The sequence below is a fragment of the Nonomuraea sp. NPDC050022 genome, from assembly GCF_044460705.1.
In the GTDB taxonomy this organism is placed as follows: Bacteria; Actinomycetota; Actinomycetes; order Streptosporangiales; family Streptosporangiaceae; genus Nonomuraea.
Genome location: NZ_JBITKE010000020.1, coordinates 156,241 through 177,853, shown reverse-complemented (window position 1 = coordinate 177,853; position 21,613 = coordinate 156,241). Strand labels below are relative to the sequence as shown.

The following is a 21,613-nucleotide window of genomic DNA, read 5'->3' as shown; positions in this document are numbered from 1 at the left end:
GAGGACAATACTCCGTTTAACGGAGCATGGTCAATCCAGGGCGTGCCGCCGCTGCCGGTAGGGCGCGAACGCCGTCGCCAGGGTCAGTACGACCAGTACGCCCCAGTAAGCGAGGTGCTGCCTGGTCAGCTGGTCGCCGTGCAGACCCAGGTCGCCCGACGTGACCACCAGGTAGATGCCCGAGGCCAGTGCCCAGCGCGGGTCACGGGCCAGGTACGCGCCCGCCACGGCCAGCCCCAGCGCCACCACCTCGACGGCCATCTTGCTCAGGCTGATCGGGAACAGTGTGCCCTCCGGCAGCCACGACGGGCCTGCCCACGCGGCCGCCAGCGCAGCCACGAACCACCACCACGACCGGGCTCGTGGCCGGTGCCGCCGCCAGGCCAGCACCGCCAGCCCGGCTAGTACGACCGCGTACCCCATGGCCACCGCCTGCGGGCTGCTGGTCTCGAACAGGGGACGGTCGGCGAGCGCTGACGGGTAGACCGGCAGGAGGGTGAGGTCCAAGGGCTGCCAGCCGCCGGCGATCGAGACCGCCTTGACGCCGGTGGCGAGAGTGAGCAGGAACGCCGTCCGCGTCCATCCGTGCATGACCGCCAGCAGCGCGAGCACCGACAGCAGCGTCCACAGCGGCAGCGAGCCCGTGAACGGCAGCAGCGCGGCCAGGTTCACCGCCGACACCGCCGTGACCCCGAGATGCAGGCCGTCCGCCCAGGCGGTGCCCGTCGCCTGGTGGGTGATGCGGGTGCGCACGCCGCCTCGGAGCAGTCCCCACGCCTCTCTGAGCACCGGGGTGGACTGTCCTGGAGCGGCGGATTCGAGCAGGACGTCGAGTAATTCGTCGCCGTGCGCCGCGCGGTACCGCCTCGGGTAGGCCAGCAGCAGCCTGCGGTAGTGCCGTTCGAGCGCGGTCATGCGGTCAGCAGACGGACGAGGGACGCGAACATGGTCGGCCGCAGGACGAGGGACGCGGCCTCCTGCATGCGTCTCGCCTCGGCTTCCACCAGCGCCTGGCCCTCGTCGGTGATCCTGAAGTAGCGCCTGTTGCGGCCGTTGACCGTCTCCTCACGGTCCACGGCGATCACGCCTCGCTCGTTGAGCCGCTCAAGGATGCCGTACAGGGTGCCGACAGAGGGCTGGACCCGGCCGCCGGACAGCTCCTTGATCGACTTGCTGATCGCGTGTCCGTGCAGCGGTCCGCCGCGCAGCGCGGTGAGCACGAAGTACATCGGCTCGCTGACTTCTGAGGTTCCCCTGGGCATGGGACGAGATTATTCCGTTAAACGAAGCGTGTGCAACGGCTAGAGCGTCCGGTACGCGATCAGCCAGCTCCGCCCGGAGCACAATCGTTCCACCTCCTCGGCCGGAAGCCAGGCGGCCCGCGTACTCTCCGACCCCGGAGCGGGCCGTACGGCGGGTCCCGGCGAGTCGAGCCGCGCCTGGAACATCACCAGATTCGTCAGCGCCTCATAGCGATACCCATCGGGCACCGGCCCCGTCAGTTCGATCCGCAACCACGCGAAAACGGACAGCTTCTCGGGCGCCAGCACCAGCCCGGTCTCCTCGGCCAACTCCCGGACGGCGGCGTCCACGGGGGACTCGCCGGGTTCGAGGTGGCCGCCGGGGATGTCCCAGCCGCGTCCCGCCCGGTCGACGCAGGTCAGCAGCATCCTGTCGGCGTCGTCCCGTACGACGGCGAAGGCTGTGGTGATCTGGCCGGTCGGCGGCAGCCGCGAGGACAGGACGACGTCCAGCCGGTGTGCCGTCGGGATCCATGGCACGGTCTCCGTCGCGATCACGTGATCCATGGTCTATTTCACCTCAAAACGGATGACAAGGCATGATCGGTGGTAACTCCGAAAGATTGGGCAACACCCTGTATATGCTTCGTTACATAACGAGACAGTGGACGGTCGCGGTCCCCCTACTCGCGCTCCTCGCTCTGGCCCTGTCATGGGGTCGTGAACTCCCGCCCGTCCTGGTGATCATCGTGGCCGTGCTGCTCGCCGGCGCCGTCCTGGCCGCCGTGCACCACGCCGAGGTCATCGCGCACCGGGTGGGCGAGCCGTTCGGATCGCTGGTGCTGGCCGTGGCCGTGACGGTGATCGAGGTGGCGCTGATCGTCAGCCTGATGATCTCAGGTGGCGAGCATTCGGCGTCACTGGCCCGGGACACGGTGTTCGCCGCGGTCATGATCACCTGTAACGGCATCGTCGGGCTGTCCCTGCTCAGCGGAGCGCTCCGGCGAAAGGTGGCGGTCTTCAACGCCGAGGGCACGGGCGGCGCGCTGGCGACGGTCGCGACGCTGAGCACGCTCAGCCTCGCGCTGCCGACGTTCACGACGAGTGCCAAGGGGCCCGCCTTCTCCGCCGCGCAACTCGGGTTCGCGGCGGTGGTGTCGCTCCTGTTGTACGGGCTGTTCGTGCTGACCCAGACCGTACGGCACCGCGACTACTTCCTACCGGTCACCCCTGAGGACGCGGCCGAGGGCGCGACCGGCACGGCTGAGGAGCATGCGCCGCGGCCCTCGGCGCGGGCCACCATGATCAGCCTCGGGCTGCTGCTGGTGGCCCTGGTGGCGGTCGTCGGCCTGGCCAAGGTCGAGTCGCCGGTGATCGAGCTGGCGGTCTCGTCGGCCGGGCTGCCCCAGGCGGTGGTCGGCGTGGTGATCGCGCTGCTGGTGCTGCTGCCGGAGACCATCGCCGCCGTCCGCGCGGCCAAGCGCGACCAGATCCAGATCAGCCTCAACCTGGCCCTGGGCTCGGCGATGGCCAGCATCGGGCTGACGATCCCGGCCATCGCGGTGGTCTCGATCTGGCTCAAAGGGCCGCTGGTGCTCGGCCTCGGCGCCACGCATCTGGTGCTGCTGGGGCTGACCTTCGTCGTGACGACGCTCACCGTGGTGCCGGGGCGGGCGACGCTGCTGCAGAGCGGCGTGCATCTGGTGCTGTTCGCCGCGTTCCTGTTCTTGGCGATCAGTCCCTGAAAATCACACGCCCCGGCGCATCGCCCGGTTGCCCAGCCAGAGGCCGATCGCGGCGATGAGGCAGGTGGCCGCGGTGCCGTACAGGATGGACAGATTGGTGAGGTCGCCCGCGAAGAGGGCGCGTTGGGCCTCGACGATGTACGAGATCGGGTTGATCTGTCCGATGACCCGCAGCCACGCGGGCCCGGTCTCCACGGGGAGCAGCACCCCCGACAGCAGCAGGACGGGGAAGAGCACCACCTGGGTGACCACGTAGAACAGGTTCCCGCTGGGCGCCGACTTGATCGCGAGGACGAACGAGAGCGCCCCCAGCCCGACACCGAGCACGATCAACATCGCGAGCCCGCCCAGCACACCCGCCGGATACAGCCGGAAGCCCAGCGGGAGCGCCAGCAGGATGATCAGCACGGCCTGGCAGAGCAGGACCGCCATCTCCTTCATCGTCCTGCCGACCAGCATCGCCGTGCGGCTCAACGGGGTGACCATCAGCCGCTCCATCGAGCCGCCCAGCAACTCGACCAGCATGAGATAGCCCGACGACATGGGCGCCATCAGGCACATCATGACGAGAATGCCCGGTACGAACCACTGCCACGACGAGCCCATCGCCCCATCGAGCAGCGACCCGAACAGGATCAGGAACAGTAGCGGCTGCCCCATCGAGAACAGCAGCCCGACGGGCTCGCGCAGTGCGGGGGTGATTTCGCGGGTGAAGACCGTCGTGGTGTCACGAAGGAATGTCGTCATCGGTGAGACTTCTCCCGGTAAGAGTGAGGAACACGTCGTCGAGGGTCGGGCGGGCGGTCTCGGCGGTGGCGACCTTGACGCCGTTCGCCTCCAGGGTGCGCAGATATTCGGGCAGGGCCGTGGCCGCGTTGGCGACGCGCAGCCGCACGGTCGTGCCCTCGACCTCGACCGCTGCCTCGCCGGTCGTCCCGGCGGCCGCCTCACTGGTCATCCCGGCGGCCGTCCTGAGCGCCGCCTCGCCGCCGCCCAGCCGGGCGGCCGTGGCCGCTTCCTGTTCCGTCGCGGTGGTGATCGTGATGCGGTCGCCGGCCAGGTCGTTCTTGAGTCCTTCCGCCGTGCCGTCCGCGATGATCTCGCCGTTGTCGATGATCACCACGCGTTCGGCCATGCTGTCGGCCTCTTCGAGGTAGTGGGTGGTCAGGAAGAGCGTCGTGCCGTACTCCGCACGCAGCCGCAGGATGTGCGCCCAGACCTCGGCGCGGCTCTTGGGGTCGAGACCGGTGGACGGCTCGTCGAGGAAGAGCAGCCCCGGACGGTGGACGAGGCCGAGCGCGATGTCGAGGCGGCGGCGCTGGCCGCCCGACAGCGTGCCGGGCTTGCGCTGGGCCAGCGGCCGCAGTTCGAGCAGGTCGAGCAGCTCGTCGGCGCGCCTGCCCGCCTCCGCGGGGGCCAGGCCGTAGCAGCGGCCTTGGGTGACGAGTTCGTCGCGGACGCGGAAGTTCTCGCCGGCGCTGTTCTTCTGGCCGACGTACCCGATGCGGGCGCGTACGCCGCCGGGGTCGCGGGCGATGTCCCGGCCCGCCACGGTGGCGGTGCCGGAGGTGGGCGGCAGCAGGGTGGTCAGCATGCGGAGGGTGGTGGACTTGCCGGCGCCGTTCGGGCCGAGGAAGGCGACCAGCTGGCCGGCCTCCACATCGAGATCGATGCCGCGTACGGCCTCGACGGACTCTTTCTTCAGCTTGAACACTCGGGTCAGTCCCCGGGCGTGGATCATGGTCGTTCTCCTCCGGGCATGGCGAAGAAACCCCAGGTCGGGGGCTCGATTGAGGATCGGAATCAGCTTGAGCCAGATAAAGCCGGTTTGGCAAACGCGAATGTGACGTTCATAAATGGACTTGACCTGCGGAAACGCCATCTCGTACACACCCTGTGGATGACCAATTTCCGGCCCCTGAAATGCGGTTTTATACCGATATAAGAAATTTCTTGCGAGGCCGCTCGGCGCTCCGCGATGATCTCCCGCGTGAAACGTCTGTTGTTATTGGCGGCGCTCGCCACGGCCGGGATGACTGGCACCGCGTGGGCCGCCGACGGGGTCGCCGGGGTGGACGTCAGCAACTGGACCGGCGAGGTCGACTGGCCGGCCGTCGCGTCCGGCGGCGGGAAGTTCGCGTTCGTCCACGCGACTGAGGGGACCGACTACCGCAATCCCTCCTTCGACGCGCAGTACGACGGCGCGGCGGAGGCCGGATTGCTACGCGGGGCGTACCACTTCGCGCAGCCGCACGAGTCCGACGGCGCCGCCCAGGCCGACTTCTTCCTGCAGAACGGCGGGGACTGGAAGATCGACGGGCGAACCTTGCCCGGAGTGCTCGACCTGGAGGAGAACCCGTACAAGGACAAGAACGGCAAGGACGGCTGCTATGGCCTGTCGCACAAGGACATGGTCGGCTGGATCAAGTCGTTCACCGCGAAGTACCGGGAGCAGACCGGCCGCCAGGCGATCATCTACACGACCCGGGCCTGGTGGCAGACGTGCACCGGCGACTCCGGCAAGTTCGGCGCCCACCCGCTGTGGCTGGCCCGATGGGGCGGCGATCCCGGTGAGCTGCCCAAGGGCTGGGAGCGGCACACGTTCTGGCAGTCCGCCGAGAAGGGCACGCTGGCCGGCGGCCAGAACTCCTTCAACGGCTCCGAGGACGAGCTGGCCGAGCTGGCCAACCCGCCTGCCGAGGTGACGGTCTCCGGCCTGGCCAGGAACCGGAAGACGTACACGGTCACCGTGTCCAACACGGGACCGGTCACCGTCACTCACGTCAAGGTGTCCGGACGCGCGTTCGGCGGCCAGCGGGTGGTGCGGGCGCCGGGCTGCGACTTCAGCGGTACGGCGGTGCGCTGCGACGTCGCTGAGCTCGGGCGCGGCCAGAAGACGACACTGACCTTCACCACGAACTCGAAGACCAAGGGGAAGGGCAAGGTCGGCATACGTGTCACGGTCGGCTCGGTGAACCTCACCCTCACTGCCCGATAGACCTGGTCTGCTCGCCGGGCCGCCCGATAACGCAGAATAAATCCCGATGCCTAGGTTGCGAGGGTTAGCGGCGGCATCGGGATGGCGTTGGGTGGCGATCGCCCTCATCCTGCTGACCGCCACCGCGTCGGTGCCGCTCCTGCGGTTCCCCGCCCCTTCGGCGATCGTCAGAATCGCGTACGAGATCGAGCAGCGGGGCGTCGTCTACTCCTGGGGAGGCGGCCACGCTACGGATCCGGGACCGTCGAAGGGCACCTGCCTGGGCTACCGGGGAAAGACGCGCCCCTGCCCGGCGGCCAAGACCCGGGGGCTCGACTGCTCGGGTTTCACCAGGTGGGTGTACGCCCGAGCCTTCGGCGCCGACGTACTCGGCCCCGGCACCACCGACGCCCACGTACGCAGGCTGCGTCGAGTCGGCTCGGCCGAACCAGGCGACCTCGTCTTCTTCGGAAAAATCACCAAAAACACCGTTAAGACCCACCACGTGGGCGTCTACCTGGGCCACGGCAAGATGATGAACGCCCCCGAAACGGGAGCCTCGGTACGCGTCGACGACATCCGACGGATCAAGGACCTCGCGGGCTTCTACCGCTACTGACCTCAGTGTGTACGGTCCACGGGAGTGAGAGGAGGCCGGTAGTCGTGAGCGATGCCAGGCGCATCGATGGTGAGGTGATCCAGCGCTTGCTGTCCCAGCGCGTGACAGGGTATGAGCCGCTGTCTGGATTCGCGGCCAACACGGTCGCCGCAGTGACCCTGGAGTCCGGGGCACGCGCTGTCTTCAAGGCCGCCGCCGCGCGTGAAGTCGAGGTGGAGTTATGGGCCTTGCGATCCATGTCGGAGAGGGGCGTTCCGGTCCCCCAGGTCATCGCCGGTGCGGCGGACGCGGAGACTCCGTACCTGGTGACGCGACTCGTCTCTGGCGAGCCGGGGGTCGCGTCGCTCAAGGCGGCGTCCGAGGTGGGACGGCTGCTGCGTACCGTGCACTCTCTTCCTGTGAAGGGAGCGGGCTTTTTCAAGGAGGCGTCCGGCTCGCCACCATGCGCAGGTGAGGGAACCTGGGCTGATCAGGTCGCGGGGCTGGCGGATCGACTCGGCCTTGTCGCCAATGCCGGGATCTTGACCCCGACGCTCTTTTCCCGATGTCGGGATCTCCTCGTGGACGGTACTCGGTGGGATCAGCCCTGCGTGTACGTGCACGGTGATCTCCACCCGCGGCATGTCCTATCGGTCGGGTCCCGGATCGAGGGGATCATCGACTGGGCGGACTGCGGTGCCGCCAGCTCATGGCTGGACCTGGCCAGGATGGACTTCCGCGAGCCCGGGTTGCAACGTGCGATGCTCGACGCGTACTTCCCCGCGGGCATTCCACTCGACGCGCCATCGCACATGGCCAACCACCGACTGCTCTACATGCTGCTGGCACTCGTGTGGGAGTACGAGTGCGGCGGGGACTGGCTGCACGAGCTTGTGTCCGGCATCGAATCGGCACTCATCGCAACCTAGATGCGTCGACGCAAGGACCGCAGTAGCAACTCGGTATGGCGTGTAACGCATGTCGCCTATCGGAAATTGAGAGACCCAGGAGCTACTGTGTGCCGCTATGGACAGGCGATGGGTTGGGTTAGACGGCTACGAGGTCGTTCTCGCCGAGCGTGACGGGCGACAGGTGCTCCGCGTGCGCAGGGACGGGGTTCCCGTCGCCGACTGCGTGTCGGTCGCGGAGGTGGCCCGGCACGTCGATCTGGCCGATCTCTGCGAGGTCGTGGAGCTGCCGTTCCAGCGGGGTTACGAGGCGGTCGGCTAGTGGGGCTGACGAGTTCGCGTCATCGCTGAGGGCCGTGTATGGTTACACCTGTCCGCAGCGCCGGACAGGCCCCTATAGCTCAGTCGGCAGAGCGTCTCCATGGTAAGGAGAAGGTCAACGGTTCGATTCCGTTTGGGGGCTCGCACACTGAACAGCGAAAACGCCCGGTCTGAGATCATCTCGGACTGGGCTTTCTTGATTGAGTGCGACGAAAGTGCGATGACCTTGGTTTGTCAGGCGCCCCGCGACCGCAACTCGACCACCTCCCCGGCCCGGTGTGAACGGCGGGATCGGCGTTCTGCGGCCATCACGGAACGGAGCCAGGAAGTCGTCCAGCATCGCCACCGGCGAACGGAGACCGAGCCAGGCGGGCTCGGCGAGCGCCTGCTCCCACACCTCCTGCAGGGCCGCCCGGAGATCCACCCGCCCCTGGGTGAGGATGCCGGCGTAGGCGAGGCGCATCCCGCGTATCTCCGGCGAGATCTGCCCCATGCGGTCATCGCGCAGCCGCAGTGGCGTCCCCGGGTCGTGCAGCAGCGTGCTGTGCGTGGTACGCACCTGGTGCGGCGTGAAGCCGTCCTGGATCGGCACCCACGAGGCGACCGGCGCGGCCTCCGATAGGTACTGCGACCGGAAGAACCGGTCGATGATCTGCTGCCGGGTCATCGCATGCGCCTCGCCCTCGGGCACCCCTCAGCCGATCGCGAACACCACCAGATCCGGCCGCGGCGAGGCAGTGTTCACTCCGAGATGCAGCGGCCGCCGCTGATAGCCGCGCATCGGTGGGCGCTCGTACGGCTGACCCGGTACGGCGCGCGGCCAGGCCGGGATCGGCACCCCGGCCATGGGCTGTCGAGCTCGACCAGCACCGGGTGGTTCTCGCGGCCCCGCTGGTCGTTACTGCCCGGATAGCGGCCGTCCGCGGCGGGGTCCCCACGCTGCCGAGTTGACGACTGCAACTCCTGGCTTCAGCTTCGGTGATGTCCTGTGCCCGCTGTTCGAGAGTGTCCAGGCGTTCGTCCAGCCCACGAACGATCGCAGTTATTTGCCGCACCTCGGCGGGCGTCATCCCCGAACGTCTCCGCGCCGTGGAGGCAGTGCTGCAGAGAGCGCTGGCGCTCTTACGCTGGGGCAGGATGGCAGCAGGGTCAGGTTTCCTCACCAAGACCATGAGCGACCAGGGCGGCGGTTTGGGTGGCGATCCAGGCGCGGTGAACGTATGCCTCTGCCGGGGATTCGTAGCGCACCGCCCGCAAAGGACGTGACCTAGTCATCGTTGTCGAGGGTGGAGTTTTCGGCGCCGCAGTTCCAGTTGTCCCGCTTCTCCGGCACCTCGATCGTGTCGCAGCCAGTCGCAGGACTCGCCCTCGACAAGATTCTTCTCGTCGCAGTGCCAGCACCACAGGTGGACATGCGCCATGCCGGACACCCTGCCAGCGCGAGCTGCCGAGCGTGTCTCGGCGTAGCGAAACGCCGTGCTCGGACGTTATCCCTGTATGGGCGACGCGATTGGACCGGACGTTGCAGCGGGCGACGACCACACGAGCGAGTCGATCTCTCCAGATGAGATCTCAACAGACGAGGAGTTCGCGGACGCGCTGCGCATGCTGCACAAGACGACGAAGCTGTCGATCAGCGAGGTAGCGTCACGATCCGGGCTGAGCGAGGCGTCTTTACAAGGCATGCTTTCGACCACGTATGTGGGCAATACGCCGTCACTACGGCTCCTGCTTCCCGCTCTCGGGCTCTCACCGCGTGAGATCGCTCCCTGGGTGAAAGCCGCAGAGCGACTCTCCAACCCGATCTCCCGCGTGCCTGTCTCCGGCACAACCGCCGCCGAACAGGCCGCCCGCCGCGAACTGGCCAAGGCCGAACGGGAGCTTACCGATGCTGAGGAGTTGACGCTGCCTGCCTTGTGGAAGGTCACCCACGCGCGGCTGGACTACTACCACGAGATCGCGACCGGGCAGGCGCGGCAGTCGTTCCGCAATGCCCAGATCGCCATGGCGACCGGGTTCATCCTGCTGGTCGGCTTCGCAGTCCTGGCGTTCTTCGCCCGGACCACCACTGGCGCGATCGTCGCCGGGACGCTGGGCGCGGTGGCGACGACGTTTGCCGCCTACATCAGTCGGACGTTCGTCCGCTCGCAGGAAAGCTCGGCCGCGCACCTGCGCTCGTACTTCGGCCAGCCGCTGGAGTTCTCCCGCTACCTCGCGGCCGAGCGACTGCTGCACAGGATCGAGAAACTGGAGCCGGAACAGCGGGCCACGCTTGCCAGCGACGTGCTCCGCGGCATCCTCCTCGGCTCGGTCAAGCTCGGTGATGAAGCCACATCGCCCGGCGAACAGTGACCGGTTAAGGATCGTCTTCCGGCGGTTTGCTCACCTCACTCTTGAGCGGTCAGATACGACCCTGCTTGGTGAATCCGGTGCATGCGTGGAGGCGGCGTGTGCTCCATGATAGGCGGGCCGAAAGCCGCCACATCCTCCCCTTCCGGATCGGAGCGTCAGGGCTGCGCGTCGGACGGTGATGAACGTGGTCCGGTGGTACACCAGCCCGACGACATCCACCTGCTCGGGGAAGCCCGACGGCGTCGGCGAAGGTCGCTAGCAGCCGTTGTTCGAGAGGACGGTAGCGGCTATACCCGGCGCCAGGATGTGTACATGCATCACGCTTGTGGGCCGTGCGCTGTTGGCCTCGCGGCACCAGCGATCCACCCGCCACGTCTTGTCACCGCCGCCATGGCGAGTGTGGACGAGTGCTGCCTCGGCCTAGCAGAATTCCGAACCCGACCAGCGCTGCTGACGTGATCATGATGGCGCGCGTCCGGGTTCGTTCATCGAGGCTCCTAGGGGTCACGGTGGGGCGAGCCGGGGTGCCTTCAACCTTGTTTAGTTCTTCATCCATCAGACGGAGAAACTGTCGCTCCCGTCGGTTCGCGTCTGTCCAGTAGCCTTCACGATTCCTGATCCACAAGTCTCTGCCGACTTGGCCGCGAAAGATGGCGCTGGCTTCCAGGCGTACCTTGGCTGGAGTGAGGAGTCCGAGGGCGTACATGGTCCGCCAGTGGGTGAGCCAGTGATGGAGCAGGAGCATCGACTGGTAGTGGAAGTCGTCGTCGTGGCTTCGCCAGATCTCGCCCTCCGTTTGGATGAGGGCGGGATTTTCGGCCACGAGGCGGCTGAGTTCGAACTGGCGGGTGATGAGCCCCTGCTCGGCTGTTATGCGTGTGATCCGGGCTTGTGCGGCGACCGACATGGCGACCCCGACGAGTCCCGCAGCACTGACGAGGGTGGCGACCGGCCCGTACGCTTGGCCTACCCGACTCAGCAGTTCCCACTGCTCTGGCGAAGCAAGATCAGCCATCCCCCTCAGAGTAACGGGCGAGAGCACCAAAGCAGCCCCGGCCGCGAGGATGACGATGAGAATGAGTGCTACGACAACCGCTCGTGATGCGCGTCTCCACATGTTGCCCTCCTGCTGTCGGTGATGGTTCTCCACCTGCCAGCAGGTCACGATTGCTTCCGCGCGACAAGCCGCGCTTTGGTCGACGGTCTTGCTGCCGTATGAGTACGGTGATGCGCGGCGCCACATCCCACACGTCGGTATGGAGGAAAGGCTATGAAGGTGCCGGGTTGGACGAGAACCTCCACTCCGTCCGTACGGCCCCGTAGACAGGGCGACGCGTGGGCGGAAGAGACCGTCCAGTACGGGCACGCGGGCACCAGCCAACTACGCGAAGTCGCCGAAGATGATCCGCTCCTCGCGGAAGGCCCTGGACGTAGCCCGGGTCTCGGGAGCGCATCTGGTCAGCCTGGTTACCGTCTCGGCCATCCTCGCGAAGTGTCCGTGCCGCTTTGCTGAAGCGCTCCGGCTTCGTTGGAGGCTCGTTGCGGCCATCGGCCTGGCTCGCCTCATCGGCTGGACCAACATCGCCGCCGCCACCGACCACTACCGCAGCCACCCCGCCGACGGACTCCAACAACTCGGTCTTACGACATGAGAACGCTTCGGCCCTGGCACACTGACAAGGCAATTCGCCCTACCCGTGAAATCGCGGAGTCGGGCGTTTCTCGTTATGCGCGATGACCTTGATCAACCCACTGGTCTAGTTGGGAATCCGAGGACTTCGGTCCTCCTCGCTCGCGTGCCAAATGCCGGTAGGGTCGGTGCCCTCGAAGGGCAGCGAGAGGAGGGCAGGTGGTGAGCGCTCAGCCGCACGACACACGCCGTACGCCGGAGCAGGTCCGGGCATCGCTCAAGGATGACCGCAGCCCCAAAGCCATCCGTGCCGCGCTGCCGGCCGAGGACCACGCGCTGTTCGACCGCGAATACCGGACTGCGCTGGACCAGGCGAAGGTCTCCTACGATTTGGCACCCGTTCAGGAGTTCCAGACGCGCTGGTGGATGACCGCCGTCCTCAAGGCCGACCCAGACGAGTACGCGGAGACCCTCCAGGCTGGAGAGCGCGCAGCGGAGTACTCCGAGCGGGGAGAACGCCCGCCTGGCGCCACACGGTGGGATGACGCCGTTGACCGCCAAACTCGGGAACGTATCAAACGCGGCCAGTAGGCTCGCCTGGCGTCGCCGTTGAGTTCCCGTTCGGCCACTCGGGCATCGTCACGTATGTCGTGATGGAGCGACGGCGGCTCGTCTACATCGTGTGATTGTGAGGCTCGGCCTTCGCTCGTCCCCTCCAGGTGGAAGGCCGGGCTGTCTATGGGGCCGACTCGGGCCGCAGATCCGATACGTGCACGATGAGGGCCCTGGCGAGCGTGAATTCCAGCGTGGCGTGGTCGGTCAGCGGGACGTCCTGGCGAGCCGGGCAGCCGGAGGAGAAGACGATTCCCTTCACACCCCACGGCTTATAGTCGGGCGAAGTGTAGACGTGGGCCTCTTGCCGGAGGCGCGGGCACGCGGCTCGCGCCCCGGGGATACACCGCAGGCACGTCGGCGGCTTGCTGAGGTGACCGGACGCGGCGTGTACCGTCTCGTGGAAAACCCAGGAGAGGCGCCCGGTATCGGGGTCCAGCGCGGGCTTGGCGCACACCTGGCAGAGTCGGTGCAGCATGCATTCCCGTTGCCGCAGCGTGTGCAGCTCGTCGTACTGGGGTCTCCCGAGGCGGTGCGATTGCTGCCGGGCCCACAGGACGCCCAGGCCCCAGTCGCTCGCCGCAGGGTCGATGTACGACAGTCGCCGCCCGCTCAACGCCCACGCGTCGACGAGGACGGTCAGAGCCAGCGAGACGGTCTCCTCGCTGTAGGCGACGACGTGCGGCACCCGGAGGGCGGTCGAGGTCATTAGGAGGAGGTCAGGCGCGGGTTCAGGAGCAGCCATGCCTTGACCGTACGTCCACTTGCCCTATCTGGTCTATGGCTTGCTATAAATCAGTTAGATGGTTGACTTCGATCAACAGGGAGCATGTAGTGGAACAATAGGGCATGAGATAGCTCATCTATCGTCGCGAGCGTGCTCAACCGTGAGGGGCCTGTGCCGATATATCAGCAGGTCGCCAATGAGATCAGGCGCCGCATCGCCAGCGGGGCGATCCCGCCTGGCCACGCCATCCCCAGCGAGCACCAGATCGTCGCCGAGTTCGAGGTGTCGCGCATCACCGCGACGAAAGCCATCCGCACGCTGCGAGATGACGGTCTGGTCTACACGGTCCGCGGGATCGGCTCGTTCGCCGGCCCCGAAGACCAGCCGCGCGTCACCGAGACGACGTCGCCCTACCAGCGGGTTGCCGCCGAGATCGCCGAACGCATCCGCGCTGGCGAACTCCGGCCTGACTTCCCGATCCCGAGCGAGACGACGCTCATGCAGCAGTACGGCCTCGCGAAGGGCACTGTCAGGCGGGCGGTCGCTCTGCTGCGCGAGCAGGGGTGGGTGTTCACGGTGCCGATGCGCGGCACGTACGTGGCGGCGCGCAAGGACTGGCCCAAGGCCTGAGGTCGAGGTCATGCCCGCCGGTAAAGTGGAGATCCGCGCACTTGGGGGTTGGCGCGAGATCGCGCTCCTGCCTTGCCATTGTGCGTGGATTTTGCCCGCCGTACCCCGGCTGCTAGGGTTGTTTGCTGGCCAGCCTGGGCGAGCTGGTCGATTACGTATGTGCTCCCCAGGTCAGGTATCCTCTACGGGCCGGGGTCGTTCGTCCGGCTCAAAGGCGGAGTAGCTCAGTCAGGCAGAGCAAACGGCTCATAATCGTTGTGTCGCCGGTTCAAGTCCGGCCTCCGCTACTGCCCCTCCCCAGGTCGCCGACCTGGGCTTGGGCATGTCCCAGTCCCAAACGTAGAAAGGCACTCCCACGTGGCTGCCACCGACGTTAGGCCGAAGATCACGCTGGCCTGCCAGGAGTGCAAGCACCGCAACTACATCACGCGGAAGAACCGGCGCAACGACCCGGATCGGCTTGAGCTGAAGAAGTACTGCCCCAACTGCCGCTGCCACCGCGCGCACCGCGAGACCCGCTAGCTCTTTTCCGAGCGCGGTCTCGCCGGGGGCATTCTCCTGGCCTTACCCAACGCACAACCGGCGTCCTGCACCAGGGCGCCGGTTTGTCGTGTCTGCTGGTCGTCCCGGTGGCGGAAGCCGTCGGGTGTCATTGCGGCAGTCTCCGTCGGTCGTTCCGGTGGGCAATCCGCCAGCCGTCACCGCGGTGGAATTCACCGGTCGTCCCTGCGGCAAAGTCGTGGTCATCCCGGCGACAGCCGAACCTTGTTCTGTTAGCGTCTGCGTAACGGACATGCGAGGGAGCACAGATGGCCTTGAACCGCGACTTCGTGGGCCGGACGTACGCGTCCAAGTCCTCGTACGAGGTCAGCCGGGTGAAGATCAGGGAGTTCGCCGCCGCGATCGGTGACGGCAATCCGATCTACCGAGACCGGGACGCCGCCCAGGCCGCCGGGCATCCCGATGTGGTCGCGCCGCCGACCTTCCCCATCGTGTTCAGCCTGCAGAGCGGCGGTGAGGCGCTGGCCGATCCTGACCTCGGCCTGAACCTGGCCATGGTGGTCCATGGCGAGCAGCGTTTTGAGTACGTCCGCCCCATCTACGCCGGCGACGAGCTCGTCACCAGCTCCACGATCACCGACATCCGCAGCGCCGGTCGCAACGAGTTGCTGACGGTGAGAAGCGACATCGCCACGGTCTCCGGTGAGCCGGTCTGCACCACGTACAACACGATCGTCGAGCGCGGAGGGGCGGCCTGAGATGACTGCCACGGTGAAGTACGACGAGATCGAGGTCGGGTACGAGATCCCGGCCACCGGCTACGACGTCCGCAGGCTCAACCTGGTGATGTATGCGGGGGCGTCGGGCGACTTCAACCCGATCCACTGGAACGAGCGGTTCGCCAAGGCGGTGGGGCTGCCTGACGTCATCGCGCACGGCATGTACACGATGGCGCAGGGCGGCCGGTTCGTCACCGACTGGGTCGGCGATCCCGGCGCGGTGGTCGACTTCGGGGTGCGGTTCTCCTCGATGGTGGTCGTGCCCGATGACGACGAAGGCGCGACGATCACCATCAGTGGCGTCGTGGAGGAGAAGCTGCCGGACAAGCGGGTGGTCGTCGGGCTGACGGCCAGGGCGGGCGACACCCGGGTGCTGTCCAAGGCCCGCGCAGTGGTTCAACTCGCGTAGCGCGACGAGCCCGGCGAGACGAGCCCGGCGGGACGAGCCCGGCGGGACGAGCCCGGCGGGACGAGCCCGGCGGGACGAGCCCGGCGGGACGAGCCCGGCGGGATGAGCCGGGCGGGATGAGCCGGGCGGGATGATAGGCGGGGCGGCTCTCGGGTACGCGGCACCCTATGGATACAGCACCGCACCAAGGCAGGATCTGGCCCACGGTCGAATCGATCCCGGTCTCCGCGGTGACCGACAAGCCGCCCGGCCACCTGGGTCCCGTCAGGACCGAGGACGTGGCGGGCGCCGTCGGCACGGGCCGCGACACGACCGGCGGCGCGGGCGCGGCGACGGGTGTCGGCACCGCGGGGGCCAGGGCGAGAGGCGCTCGCGCCAATCCCGCCGACGAGCTGGGCTTCTCCGGTGACCCTGAGCAGCGGGGCGACCCGGGCGACGACATGCTGCACGCCCAGCGCGTCTGGGACGGAACCCTGGCCGCCAACCGTCTCGACGCGGCGGGCGTCGCCGACGAGCGGCAGCGGGTGGCGACCGCCGACGTCACGGCGTCCGTGAGTCTCATCGTCGACGGCCGGCCGGATGATGTACGGGCGTCCATAGAGTCGGTGCTCGAGCACACCGACGCCCATGTCCTGGCCCTCGACCTGGGAGACGTGGACGGTGCCGGCGAGGTGCTGCACAAGCTGGCGCTGCGCCATCCGGACCGGATCACCGAGTGGCGGGTGGCCGAGACCCCGCACTGGCAGGGCGGCTCGGCCACGTGGGGCGCCTGCCGGGCCAAGCTGCTGCGCCTCGACAGGTCCGAGGTGCACGTGCTGATGGAGACCTCGGTCGTACTGACCGGCGACGCGCTTACGCCGCTCGTCGCGGCGGTCGCGGACGGCGCGGTGGCGGCGGGGTGGCACGGCCTGGAGCGACCGCCGGAGGGCTCGGTGACGCCACCGGACGATACGGAGGCACCGCAGGGCGGCCTGGAGCGGCAGCTGATCGGCGCGGGGTGGCATGAGGCGGGACCGGGGCGCGTGCGCGCGTTGCGCGGCGACCTGATGGCGGTACGCAGGTCGGCCGCGATCGGCGCGCTGCCCGAGGATGCCCCAGACGGGAAAAACGCCGACCTGGAGCTCTCCATGGCCCTCAAGGGCGAGCTGGTCGTGCCCTCCGACCGCCTTCCGGTACGCCGCCTACGCCAGGACGGGTGAACCAGGACAAGGTGCTGGGCATGCCGAGGGCCTCATAAGCTTGTGCCCCATGGAGACCCTCGCGCCGTACACCACCCTCGGGCTGGGCGGCCCCGCCCGCGAATTCGTCGAGGCCAGTACGGCGGAGCACCTCGTCTCCCTCGTGGCCGAGGCCGACCGGCAGGCCCAGCCCACCCTGGTGCTCGGCGGCGGGAGCAACCTGGTGGTCGCCGACGAGGGGTTCGACGGGCTGGTCATCCGGGTCGTCACCCAGGGCGTGTCCGTCTCCCGTGACGGCGACGAGGTGCTGGTCACGGTCGAGGCGGGCGAGGACTGGGACGGACTGGTCACTCGCGCGGTGGCCGAAGGCTGGTCCGGCATCGAGTGCATGTCCGGCATTCCGGGGCTCGTGGGATCGACCCCGATCCAGAACGTCGGTGCCTACGGCCAGGAAGTGGCCCAGACCATCAGGTGCGTACGCGCCTACGACCGCAAGACGCGGCAGGTGGTCGACCTGGAGGCGCGGCAGTGCGGCTTCTCCTACCGCGACAGCGCGTTCAAGCGGGATCTGGCGCGGCATGTGGTGCTCGGCGTGACGTACGCGCTCGACGTCTCGGAGCTGTCGGGTCCCGTGGCCTACCAGGAACTGGCCACCCGGCTCGGCGTCGAGCCGGGCGCCCGCGTGCCGCTCGACCAGGCTCGTCGAGCGGTGCTGGAGCTGCGGCGCGGCAAGGGCATGGTGCTCGACCCGGCCGATCCCGACACCCGCAGCGCCGGGTCGTTCTTCACCAACCCGATCCTGACGGCCGCCGAGGCCGAGGAACTGGCGGCGCGGGCCCCCGGCCATCCGCGCTGGGACATGCCGGACGGCGCGGTCAAGGTGCCCGCCGCCTGGCTGATCGAGCAGGCGGGCTACCCCAAGGGCTACGAACGCGGCCCGGTCCGCATCTCCACCAAGCACACGCTGGCCCTGACCAACCCCAACGGCACGGGCACCACGGCCGATCTGCTGCTGCTGGCCGGGGAGGTGCGTGACGGGGTGCTGGAGAAGTTCGGCGTCACGCTCGTCAACGAGCCGGTGCTGGTCGGCTGCTCGCTGGAATAGGTCCCTGAGGGCCGCTGTTATGGTTGTTCGGAATTACCGAAGGGGAGTAGTCCCAATCGCGTGATCGACATGCTGGCGCGCTAGCGCGCCCGGTCACGCGGGCCTGTACGGGCGGACGAGACCTTCGGCCTGGTAGCTATGGATCAAGACGCTGCCGGGCCGAAGTCGTGCCCGAAAACTCCCTGGGTGCCTGCTTCCGGCTCGGTCGCGCGGAAGAGGACAGTTGGAAGCGTTCTGGATCAGCCTCGCGGTCATTTTCGTGGCCGAGATGGGTGACAAGAGCCAGCTCATGGCGATGACGTTCGCCACCCGTTTCAAGCCTTGGCCGGTGCTGGCCGGCATCACGATCGCGACGACCGCCGTGCACCTGGTCAGCGTCGCGGTGGGCGGACTGATCGGCGACGCGTTGCCCACCACCGCCATCTCCGTCGTGGCCGGCCTCGCCTTCCTGGGTTTCGCCCTGTGGACGCTGCGCGGTGACGAGCTGACGGACGAGGAGTCGAGCAAGGCCCGGCGTACCACCAGGAACGCCGTGGTCGCGGTGACGGTGGCGTTCTTCCTGAGCGAGCTGGGTGACAAGACCATGCTGGCCACCATCACGCTGGCGACGCAGCACGGCTGGCTGGGCACCTGGATCGGCTCCACGGTGGGCATGGTCGCCGCCGACGCCCTCGCGATCGTGGTGGGGCGCCTGCTGGGCAAGCACCTGCCGGAGAAGGCGATCAGGTATGGTGCCGCCGCCGTGTTCGCGATCTTCGGAATCGTGCTGCTGGTCGATGCGGTCGTTTAGCGTCGTTCGATGAGGACCTGGAGGCCGTCCAGGACGCGCTGGAGGCCGAACTCGTAGGCGTGGTCAGCGCTGTAAGCGGCGTTGTTGGCGGCTCCGGCGGCCGCGCCGACCCGGCTGGCCGTCGGATAGGCGGCCTCGTCATAGACGCGGGCGAGCAGCGGAGAGCTGACGGCCCACCACTGCTCGTCGGTCATCGCCTCGCTCTGGGCGGCCCGCTGGTCGGCGGCCGAGCGGGCGGAGGAGTGCGCGAAGCCGAGCAGGTAGGCCAGGGCGGCGTCCATCTCCACGTCGCCCAGGCCGAGCCCTTCGAAAGCCCGCAGCTCATGCTCGTACTTGGCCAAGACCCCCGGGCCGAGCGGCGGGCGCGTGGTGGACACGGCGAGCATCCACGGGTGTTCCTCGTACACCGTGAGGTTGGCCCGCGCCACCGCCTCCAGCCGCGCCCGCCACGGCAGCTCTGACAGGTCGGGGCGGGGCATCTGGCCGAGGACCGTGTCGAGCATGAGGTCGAGCAGCTCGGCCTTGCCCGGCACGTACGTGTAGAGCGACATGGTGCCGATCCCGAGAATCTGGGCGACCCGCCGCATCGTCGTGGCGTCGAGGCCCTCCTCGTCGGCGACGGCGATCGCGGCCGCGACGACCTCGTCGACCGTGCGGCCCTGACGTGGCCCGCGCTGCGCCGGCCGCGCTCCCGGCTGCCGCCAGAGCAGCTCGATGGTGCGGGCGGGGTCTCCGGCGCTGGTCCGGGCGATCGTGGGCGGCACGTCATCCATCTTCTCACTCAACTTAACTTCGTACATAGTACGATGTACGACGTACGGAGTTTATCGAGGGCGAGGAGTGGCGTTGCAGACGTCCCGTATCCAGATCATCGGCGCGCGCGAGAACAATCTCCGCGACATCTCCCTGAGCATCCCGAAGGGGCAGATCACCGTCTTGACCGGCGTATCCGGGTCCGGGAAGTCGTCCATCGTGTTCGACACCCTCGCCGCCGAGGCGCAGCGTCAGCTCAACGAGACCTTCACCGCCTTCGCCCGCAACAGGCTGCCGAAGTACGGGCAGCCGGACGTCGACGTGATCGAGAACCTGTCCGCCGCGATCGTGGTCGACCAGAAGCGGCTCGGGGGCGGCTCGCGCTCGACCGTCGGCACGATCAGCGACATCTACTCGCTGCTGAGACTGCTGTTCTCGCGGGTCGGCAAGCCGTTCGTCGGTTACTCCAACGCGTTCTCGTTCAACGATCCTCAGGGCATGTGCCCCGAATGCGAGGGCCTGGGCAGGACGGTCGCGCTCGACCTCGACGTCTTCCTGGACAGGTCCCGGTCGCTGAACGAAGGGGCCCTCCTGCACCCGCACTTCGCCGTCGGCACCTGGTACTGGAAGATCTACGCCAACTCCGGCCTGTTCGACAACGACAAGAGGCTGGCCGACTACGACGAGCGGGAATGGGCGACGCTGCTGCACGGCGCCCAGACCAAGGTGCCGCTGGAGTGGCAGGGCGGCACGATCAACTCCAGCTATGAGGGCCTGGTGGCGCGGTTCACCCGCCTGTACATCAAGAAGGACGTCGCCGAGATGTCCGAGGCCAACCGCCGGCTTTTCCAGGAGTACGTCACGACGGCCACCTGCCCGCTGTGCGCGGGCGCCCGGCTCAACCAGGACGTGCTCGGCTGCGAGATCGACGGCTTCAACATCGCCCGGCTCGCCGCGATGGAGGCCACCGAGCTCGTGGAGGTGCTGGCCGGGTTCACCGACCCGGTGGGCGCCCCTGTGGTGGCGAGCCTGATCGACCGGGTGCGCGACCTCGTCACGATCGGTCTCGGCTACCTCAGTCTCGACCGCGAGACCGCCACGCTCTCGGGCGGCGAGTCACAGCGCGTCAAGATGGTGCGGCACCTCAGCAGCAGCCTCACGGACATGATGTACGTCTTCGACGAGCCGAGCGTCGGGCTGCACGCGCGCGACGTCGAACGGCTCAACACGCTGCTGCGCAAGCTGCGTGACAAGGGCAACACGGTCATCGTCGTCGAGCACGACCCCGAGGTGATCGGGATCGCCGACCACGTCGTGGACATCGGCCCCGGCGCCGGGACGCACGGCGGGCAGGTGGTGTACGAGGGCACCGCGGCGGCACTGCCCGAGGCCGACACCCTGACCGGCCGGTACATGAAGCGGCGACTACCCCTGAAGACCGACTACCGGCGCCCCACGGGCGCGATGACGATCGCCGGCGCGAGCACGCACAACCTGAAGGACGTCACCGTCGACATCCCGGCCGGCGTGCTGACCGTCGTGACGGGCGTCGCGGGATCCGGCAAGAGCACACTGGTCAACGACGTGTTCCTGAGCCGGCACCCCGAGGCGGTGGTCATCGACCAGTCGGCCGTCAGCGTCTCGCGCCGCTCCAACCCCGCCACCTACACCGGGATGCTGGACGAGATCCGGCGGCTGTTCGCGCGGGCCGGCTCGGTGAGCGCCTCGCTGTTCAGCCCGAACTCCAAGGGCGCCTGTTCCGCCTGCCAGGGGCTCGGCGTCATCTACACCGACCTGGCGTTCATGGACGGGCTGAAGTCGACCTGCGAGGACTGCCAGGGGCGGCGCTTCCGGCCGGAGGTGCTGGAGCACAAGCTGGATGGGAAGTCGATCAGCGACGTGCTGGAGATGACGGCGGCCGAGGCGTACGCGTTCTTCCCGCAGCCGAAGCTCAGGCGGGTGCTGCGGGCGGTCAACGACGTCGGGCTCGACTACCTCACGCTCGGCCAGCCGCTCAGCACCCTGTCGGGCGGCGAGTGCCAGCGCATCAAGCTGGCCACTGAACTGCACAAGAGCGGCACCGTGTACGTCATGGACGAACCGACCACCGGCCTGCACATGTCGGACGTGAAGCGACTGCTCGACATCATGGACCGGCTCGTCGACGCCGGGAACTCGGTCGTGGTCATCGAGCACAACCTGGACGTGGTCAAGAACGCCGACTGGGTCATCGACCTCGGGCCCGAGGGCGGTGGGCAGGGTGGCCAGGTGCTTTTCGAGGGCACGCCGCGCGATCTGCTGGCGGCGACCGGCTCACACACCGCCGAGTTCCTGCGCCGGGACCTGGCCTCCTAGGG

Annotated in this window: 24 protein-coding genes and 2 tRNA genes; 17 read left to right on the top strand and 9 right to left on the bottom strand. The window is 67.9% G+C overall.

The annotated features are described in order from the left end of the window. Positions 1–30 precede the first annotated feature (30 nt). Genes ACIBO2_RS54745 through ACIBO2_RS54735 form a run of 3 tightly spaced genes read right to left on the bottom strand, consistent with a single transcriptional unit; the run spans position 31 to position 1,808 of the window. Positions 31–915, bottom strand: a complete 885-nt coding sequence (locus tag ACIBO2_RS54745) for a hypothetical protein (protein WP_358553143.1) — start codon at positions 913–915, stop codon at positions 31–33. After that, positions 912–1,262, bottom strand: coding sequence for a PadR family transcriptional regulator (locus ACIBO2_RS54740; protein WP_357959228.1), 351 nt, complete (start codon positions 1,260–1,262; stop codon positions 912–914). Before ACIBO2_RS54740 ends, ACIBO2_RS54745 begins: the two co-directional genes overlap by 4 nt. Before the next feature lie 39 nt (positions 1,263–1,301). Continuing rightward, positions 1,302–1,808: an NUDIX hydrolase gene (locus ACIBO2_RS54735; RefSeq protein WP_358553145.1), complete on the bottom strand. Its 507-nt coding sequence runs from the start codon at positions 1,806–1,808 to the stop codon at positions 1,302–1,304. A 74-nt stretch (positions 1,809–1,882) separates the two neighbouring features. On the opposite strand from ACIBO2_RS54735, the gene ACIBO2_RS54730 reads away from it, so the two are divergent. Continuing rightward, the gene (locus tag ACIBO2_RS54730) at positions 1,883–2,986 is read left to right on the top strand and encodes a hypothetical protein (protein WP_358553147.1); all 1,104 of its coding nucleotides are present in this window, start codon (positions 1,883–1,885) and stop codon (positions 2,984–2,986) included. Positions 2,987–2,989: 3 nt separating this feature from the next. Here the strand turns inward: ACIBO2_RS54730 and ACIBO2_RS54725 are convergent, their stop codons facing one another. Then, on the bottom strand, positions 2,990–3,733 hold the full coding sequence (locus ACIBO2_RS54725; protein ID WP_358553149.1) for an ABC transporter permease: 744 nt from the start codon (positions 3,731–3,733) through the stop codon (positions 2,990–2,992). Then, the gene (locus ACIBO2_RS54720) at positions 3,714–4,727 is read right to left on the bottom strand and encodes an ATP-binding cassette domain-containing protein (RefSeq protein ID WP_358553151.1); all 1,014 of its coding nucleotides are present in this window, start codon (positions 4,725–4,727) and stop codon (positions 3,714–3,716) included. The genes ACIBO2_RS54725 and ACIBO2_RS54720 overlap by 20 nt, the downstream gene beginning before the upstream one ends. Positions 4,728–4,976: 249 nt before the next feature. Here ACIBO2_RS54720 and ACIBO2_RS54715 point away from each other — a divergent pair, with 249 nt between their 5' ends. The 5 genes from ACIBO2_RS54715 (at position 4,977) to ACIBO2_RS54695 (ending at position 7,932) form a co-directional block, all read left to right on the top strand. Continuing rightward, complete coding sequence (locus ACIBO2_RS54715) at positions 4,977–5,984, top strand: GH25 family lysozyme (protein WP_358553153.1); 1,008 nt, start codon at positions 4,977–4,979, stop codon at positions 5,982–5,984. 91 nt (positions 5,985–6,075) lie between these two features. Beyond that, positions 6,076–6,582, top strand: coding sequence for an NlpC/P60 family protein (locus ACIBO2_RS54710; protein ID WP_358553155.1), 507 nt, complete (start codon positions 6,076–6,078; stop codon positions 6,580–6,582). 44 nt (positions 6,583–6,626) lie between these two features. Continuing rightward, entirely contained in the window at positions 6,627–7,490 is an 864-nt protein-coding gene (locus ACIBO2_RS54705; protein ID WP_397305012.1) for a phosphotransferase family protein, read from the top strand. A gap of 97 nt (positions 7,491–7,587) precedes the next feature. Next, positions 7,588–7,791 carry a transposase gene (locus tag ACIBO2_RS54700; RefSeq protein ID WP_357959209.1) on the top strand — a complete coding sequence of 68 codons (204 nt, stop codon included), beginning with the start codon at positions 7,588–7,590 and terminating at the stop codon, positions 7,789–7,791. Positions 7,792–7,859: 68 nt separating this feature from the next. Further along, positions 7,860–7,932 (top strand) — tRNA-Thr (locus ACIBO2_RS54695). Here the strand turns inward: ACIBO2_RS54695 and ACIBO2_RS54690 are convergent. Continuing rightward, positions 7,906–8,457, bottom strand: coding sequence for a hypothetical protein (locus ACIBO2_RS54690; protein WP_358553159.1), 552 nt, complete (start codon positions 8,455–8,457; stop codon positions 7,906–7,908). The genes ACIBO2_RS54695 and ACIBO2_RS54690 overlap by 27 nt on opposite strands. Positions 8,458–9,287: 830 nt before the next feature. Between ACIBO2_RS54690 and ACIBO2_RS54685 the strand changes: the two genes are divergently transcribed. Beyond that, positions 9,288–10,142, top strand: a complete 855-nt coding sequence (locus ACIBO2_RS54685; RefSeq protein WP_358553161.1) for a hypothetical protein — start codon at positions 9,288–9,290, stop codon at positions 10,140–10,142. A 379-nt stretch (positions 10,143–10,521) separates the two neighbouring features. On the opposite strand, the gene ACIBO2_RS54680 is transcribed toward ACIBO2_RS54685, so the two are convergent. Beyond that, the gene (locus ACIBO2_RS54680) at positions 10,522–11,157 is read right to left on the bottom strand and encodes a DUF6082 family protein (protein WP_358553163.1); all 636 of its coding nucleotides are present in this window, start codon (positions 11,155–11,157) and stop codon (positions 10,522–10,524) included. Positions 11,158–11,994: 837 nt separating this feature from the next. On the opposite strand from ACIBO2_RS54680, the gene ACIBO2_RS54675 reads away from it, so the two are divergent. Beyond that, on the top strand, positions 11,995–12,363 hold the full coding sequence (locus ACIBO2_RS54675; protein WP_397305011.1) for a DUF6247 family protein: 369 nt from the start codon (positions 11,995–11,997) through the stop codon (positions 12,361–12,363). A 145-nt stretch (positions 12,364–12,508) separates the two neighbouring features. Here ACIBO2_RS54675 and ACIBO2_RS54670 read toward each other — a convergent pair whose 3' ends face one another. Then, complete coding sequence (locus ACIBO2_RS54670; RefSeq protein ID WP_397305010.1) at positions 12,509–13,129, bottom strand: hypothetical protein; 621 nt, start codon at positions 13,127–13,129, stop codon at positions 12,509–12,511. A gap of 132 nt (positions 13,130–13,261) precedes the next feature. On the opposite strand from ACIBO2_RS54670, the gene ACIBO2_RS54665 reads away from it, so the two are divergent. The 8 genes from ACIBO2_RS54665 to ACIBO2_RS54630 all read left to right on the top strand — a co-directional run bounded on the left by ACIBO2_RS54665 (position 13,262) and on the right by ACIBO2_RS54630 (position 18,503). After that, positions 13,262–13,741: a GntR family transcriptional regulator gene (locus tag ACIBO2_RS54665; RefSeq protein ID WP_397305009.1), complete on the top strand. Its 480-nt coding sequence runs from the start codon at positions 13,262–13,264 to the stop codon at positions 13,739–13,741. A gap of 213 nt (positions 13,742–13,954) precedes the next feature. After that, a tRNA-Met gene (locus ACIBO2_RS54660) sits at positions 13,955–14,028 on the top strand. Positions 14,029–14,098: 70 nt separating this feature from the next. Next, positions 14,099–14,263: a 50S ribosomal protein L33 gene (gene rpmG / locus ACIBO2_RS54655; protein ID WP_019632658.1), complete on the top strand. Its 165-nt coding sequence runs from the start codon at positions 14,099–14,101 to the stop codon at positions 14,261–14,263. 287 nt (positions 14,264–14,550) lie between these two features. Continuing rightward, positions 14,551–15,000, top strand: a complete 450-nt coding sequence (locus tag ACIBO2_RS54650) for a MaoC family dehydratase N-terminal domain-containing protein (protein ID WP_358553171.1) — start codon at positions 14,551–14,553, stop codon at positions 14,998–15,000. A 1-nt stretch (position 15,001) separates the two neighbouring features. Next, positions 15,002–15,430: a MaoC family dehydratase gene (locus ACIBO2_RS54645; protein ID WP_358553173.1), complete on the top strand. Its 429-nt coding sequence runs from the start codon at positions 15,002–15,004 to the stop codon at positions 15,428–15,430. Positions 15,431–15,597: 167 nt separating this feature from the next. Beyond that, the gene (locus tag ACIBO2_RS54640) at positions 15,598–16,629 is read left to right on the top strand and encodes a hypothetical protein (protein ID WP_358553175.1); all 1,032 of its coding nucleotides are present in this window, start codon (positions 15,598–15,600) and stop codon (positions 16,627–16,629) included. A gap of 49 nt (positions 16,630–16,678) precedes the next feature. Beyond that, a complete protein-coding gene (locus tag ACIBO2_RS54635; RefSeq protein WP_358553177.1) occupies positions 16,679–17,713 on the top strand; it encodes a UDP-N-acetylmuramate dehydrogenase in 1,035 nt (344 codons plus the stop codon). A 223-nt stretch (positions 17,714–17,936) separates the two neighbouring features. Further along, entirely contained in the window at positions 17,937–18,503 is a 567-nt protein-coding gene (locus tag ACIBO2_RS54630) for a TMEM165/GDT1 family protein (RefSeq protein WP_397305008.1), read from the top strand. Here ACIBO2_RS54630 and ACIBO2_RS54625 read toward each other — a convergent pair. Then, positions 18,500–19,288 (bottom strand): TetR/AcrR family transcriptional regulator C-terminal domain-containing protein, encoded by a 789-nt coding sequence (locus tag ACIBO2_RS54625; protein WP_397305007.1) that lies wholly within the window; start codon positions 19,286–19,288, stop codon positions 18,500–18,502. The genes ACIBO2_RS54630 and ACIBO2_RS54625 overlap by 4 nt on opposite strands. Positions 19,289–19,343: 55 nt before the next feature. Between ACIBO2_RS54625 and ACIBO2_RS54620 the strand changes: the two genes are divergently transcribed. Further along, complete coding sequence (locus ACIBO2_RS54620; protein ID WP_397305006.1) at positions 19,344–21,611, top strand: ATP-binding cassette domain-containing protein; 2,268 nt, start codon at positions 19,344–19,346, stop codon at positions 21,609–21,611. Positions 21,612–21,613: the final 2 nt, after the last annotated feature.

What these genes read in the sequence shown, in the direction of transcription:
- ACIBO2_RS54720 (WP_358553151.1), bottom strand. Translation starts at nt 4,727, where the DNA reads ATGATCCACGCCCGGGGACTGACCCGAGTGTTCAAGCTGAAGAAAGAG.
- ACIBO2_RS54735 (WP_358553145.1), bottom strand. Translation starts at nt 1,808, where the DNA reads ATGGATCACGTGATCGCGACGGAGACCGTGCCATGGATCCCGACGGCA.
- ACIBO2_RS54740 (WP_357959228.1), bottom strand. Translation starts at nt 1,262, where the DNA reads ATGCCCAGGGGAACCTCAGAAGTCAGCGAGCCGATGTACTTCGTGCTC.
- ACIBO2_RS54685 (WP_358553161.1), top strand. Translation starts at nt 9,288, where the DNA reads ATGGGCGACGCGATTGGACCGGACGTTGCAGCGGGCGACGACCACACG.
- ACIBO2_RS54645 (WP_358553173.1), top strand. Translation starts at nt 15,002, where the DNA reads ATGACTGCCACGGTGAAGTACGACGAGATCGAGGTCGGGTACGAGATC.
- ACIBO2_RS54680 (WP_358553163.1), bottom strand. Translation starts at nt 11,157, where the DNA reads ATGGCTGATCTTGCTTCGCCAGAGCAGTGGGAACTGCTGAGTCGGGTA.
- ACIBO2_RS54690 (WP_358553159.1), bottom strand. Translation starts at nt 8,457, where the DNA reads ATGACCCGGCAGCAGATCATCGACCGGTTCTTCCGGTCGCAGTACCTA.
- ACIBO2_RS54670 (WP_397305010.1), bottom strand. Translation starts at nt 13,129, where the DNA reads ATGGCTGCTCCTGAACCCGCGCCTGACCTCCTCCTAATGACCTCGACC.
- ACIBO2_RS54635 (WP_358553177.1), top strand. Translation starts at nt 16,679, where the DNA reads ATGGAGACCCTCGCGCCGTACACCACCCTCGGGCTGGGCGGCCCCGCC.
- ACIBO2_RS54700 (WP_357959209.1), top strand. Translation starts at nt 7,588, where the DNA reads ATGGACAGGCGATGGGTTGGGTTAGACGGCTACGAGGTCGTTCTCGCC.
- ACIBO2_RS54730 (WP_358553147.1), top strand. Translation starts at nt 1,883, where the DNA reads ATGCTTCGTTACATAACGAGACAGTGGACGGTCGCGGTCCCCCTACTC.
- ACIBO2_RS54725 (WP_358553149.1), bottom strand. Translation starts at nt 3,733, where the DNA reads ATGACGACATTCCTTCGTGACACCACGACGGTCTTCACCCGCGAAATC.
- ACIBO2_RS54745 (WP_358553143.1), bottom strand. Translation starts at nt 915, where the DNA reads ATGACCGCGCTCGAACGGCACTACCGCAGGCTGCTGCTGGCCTACCCG.
- ACIBO2_RS54640 (WP_358553175.1), top strand. Translation starts at nt 15,598, where the DNA reads ATGGATACAGCACCGCACCAAGGCAGGATCTGGCCCACGGTCGAATCG.
- ACIBO2_RS54650 (WP_358553171.1), top strand. Translation starts at nt 14,551, where the DNA reads ATGGCCTTGAACCGCGACTTCGTGGGCCGGACGTACGCGTCCAAGTCC.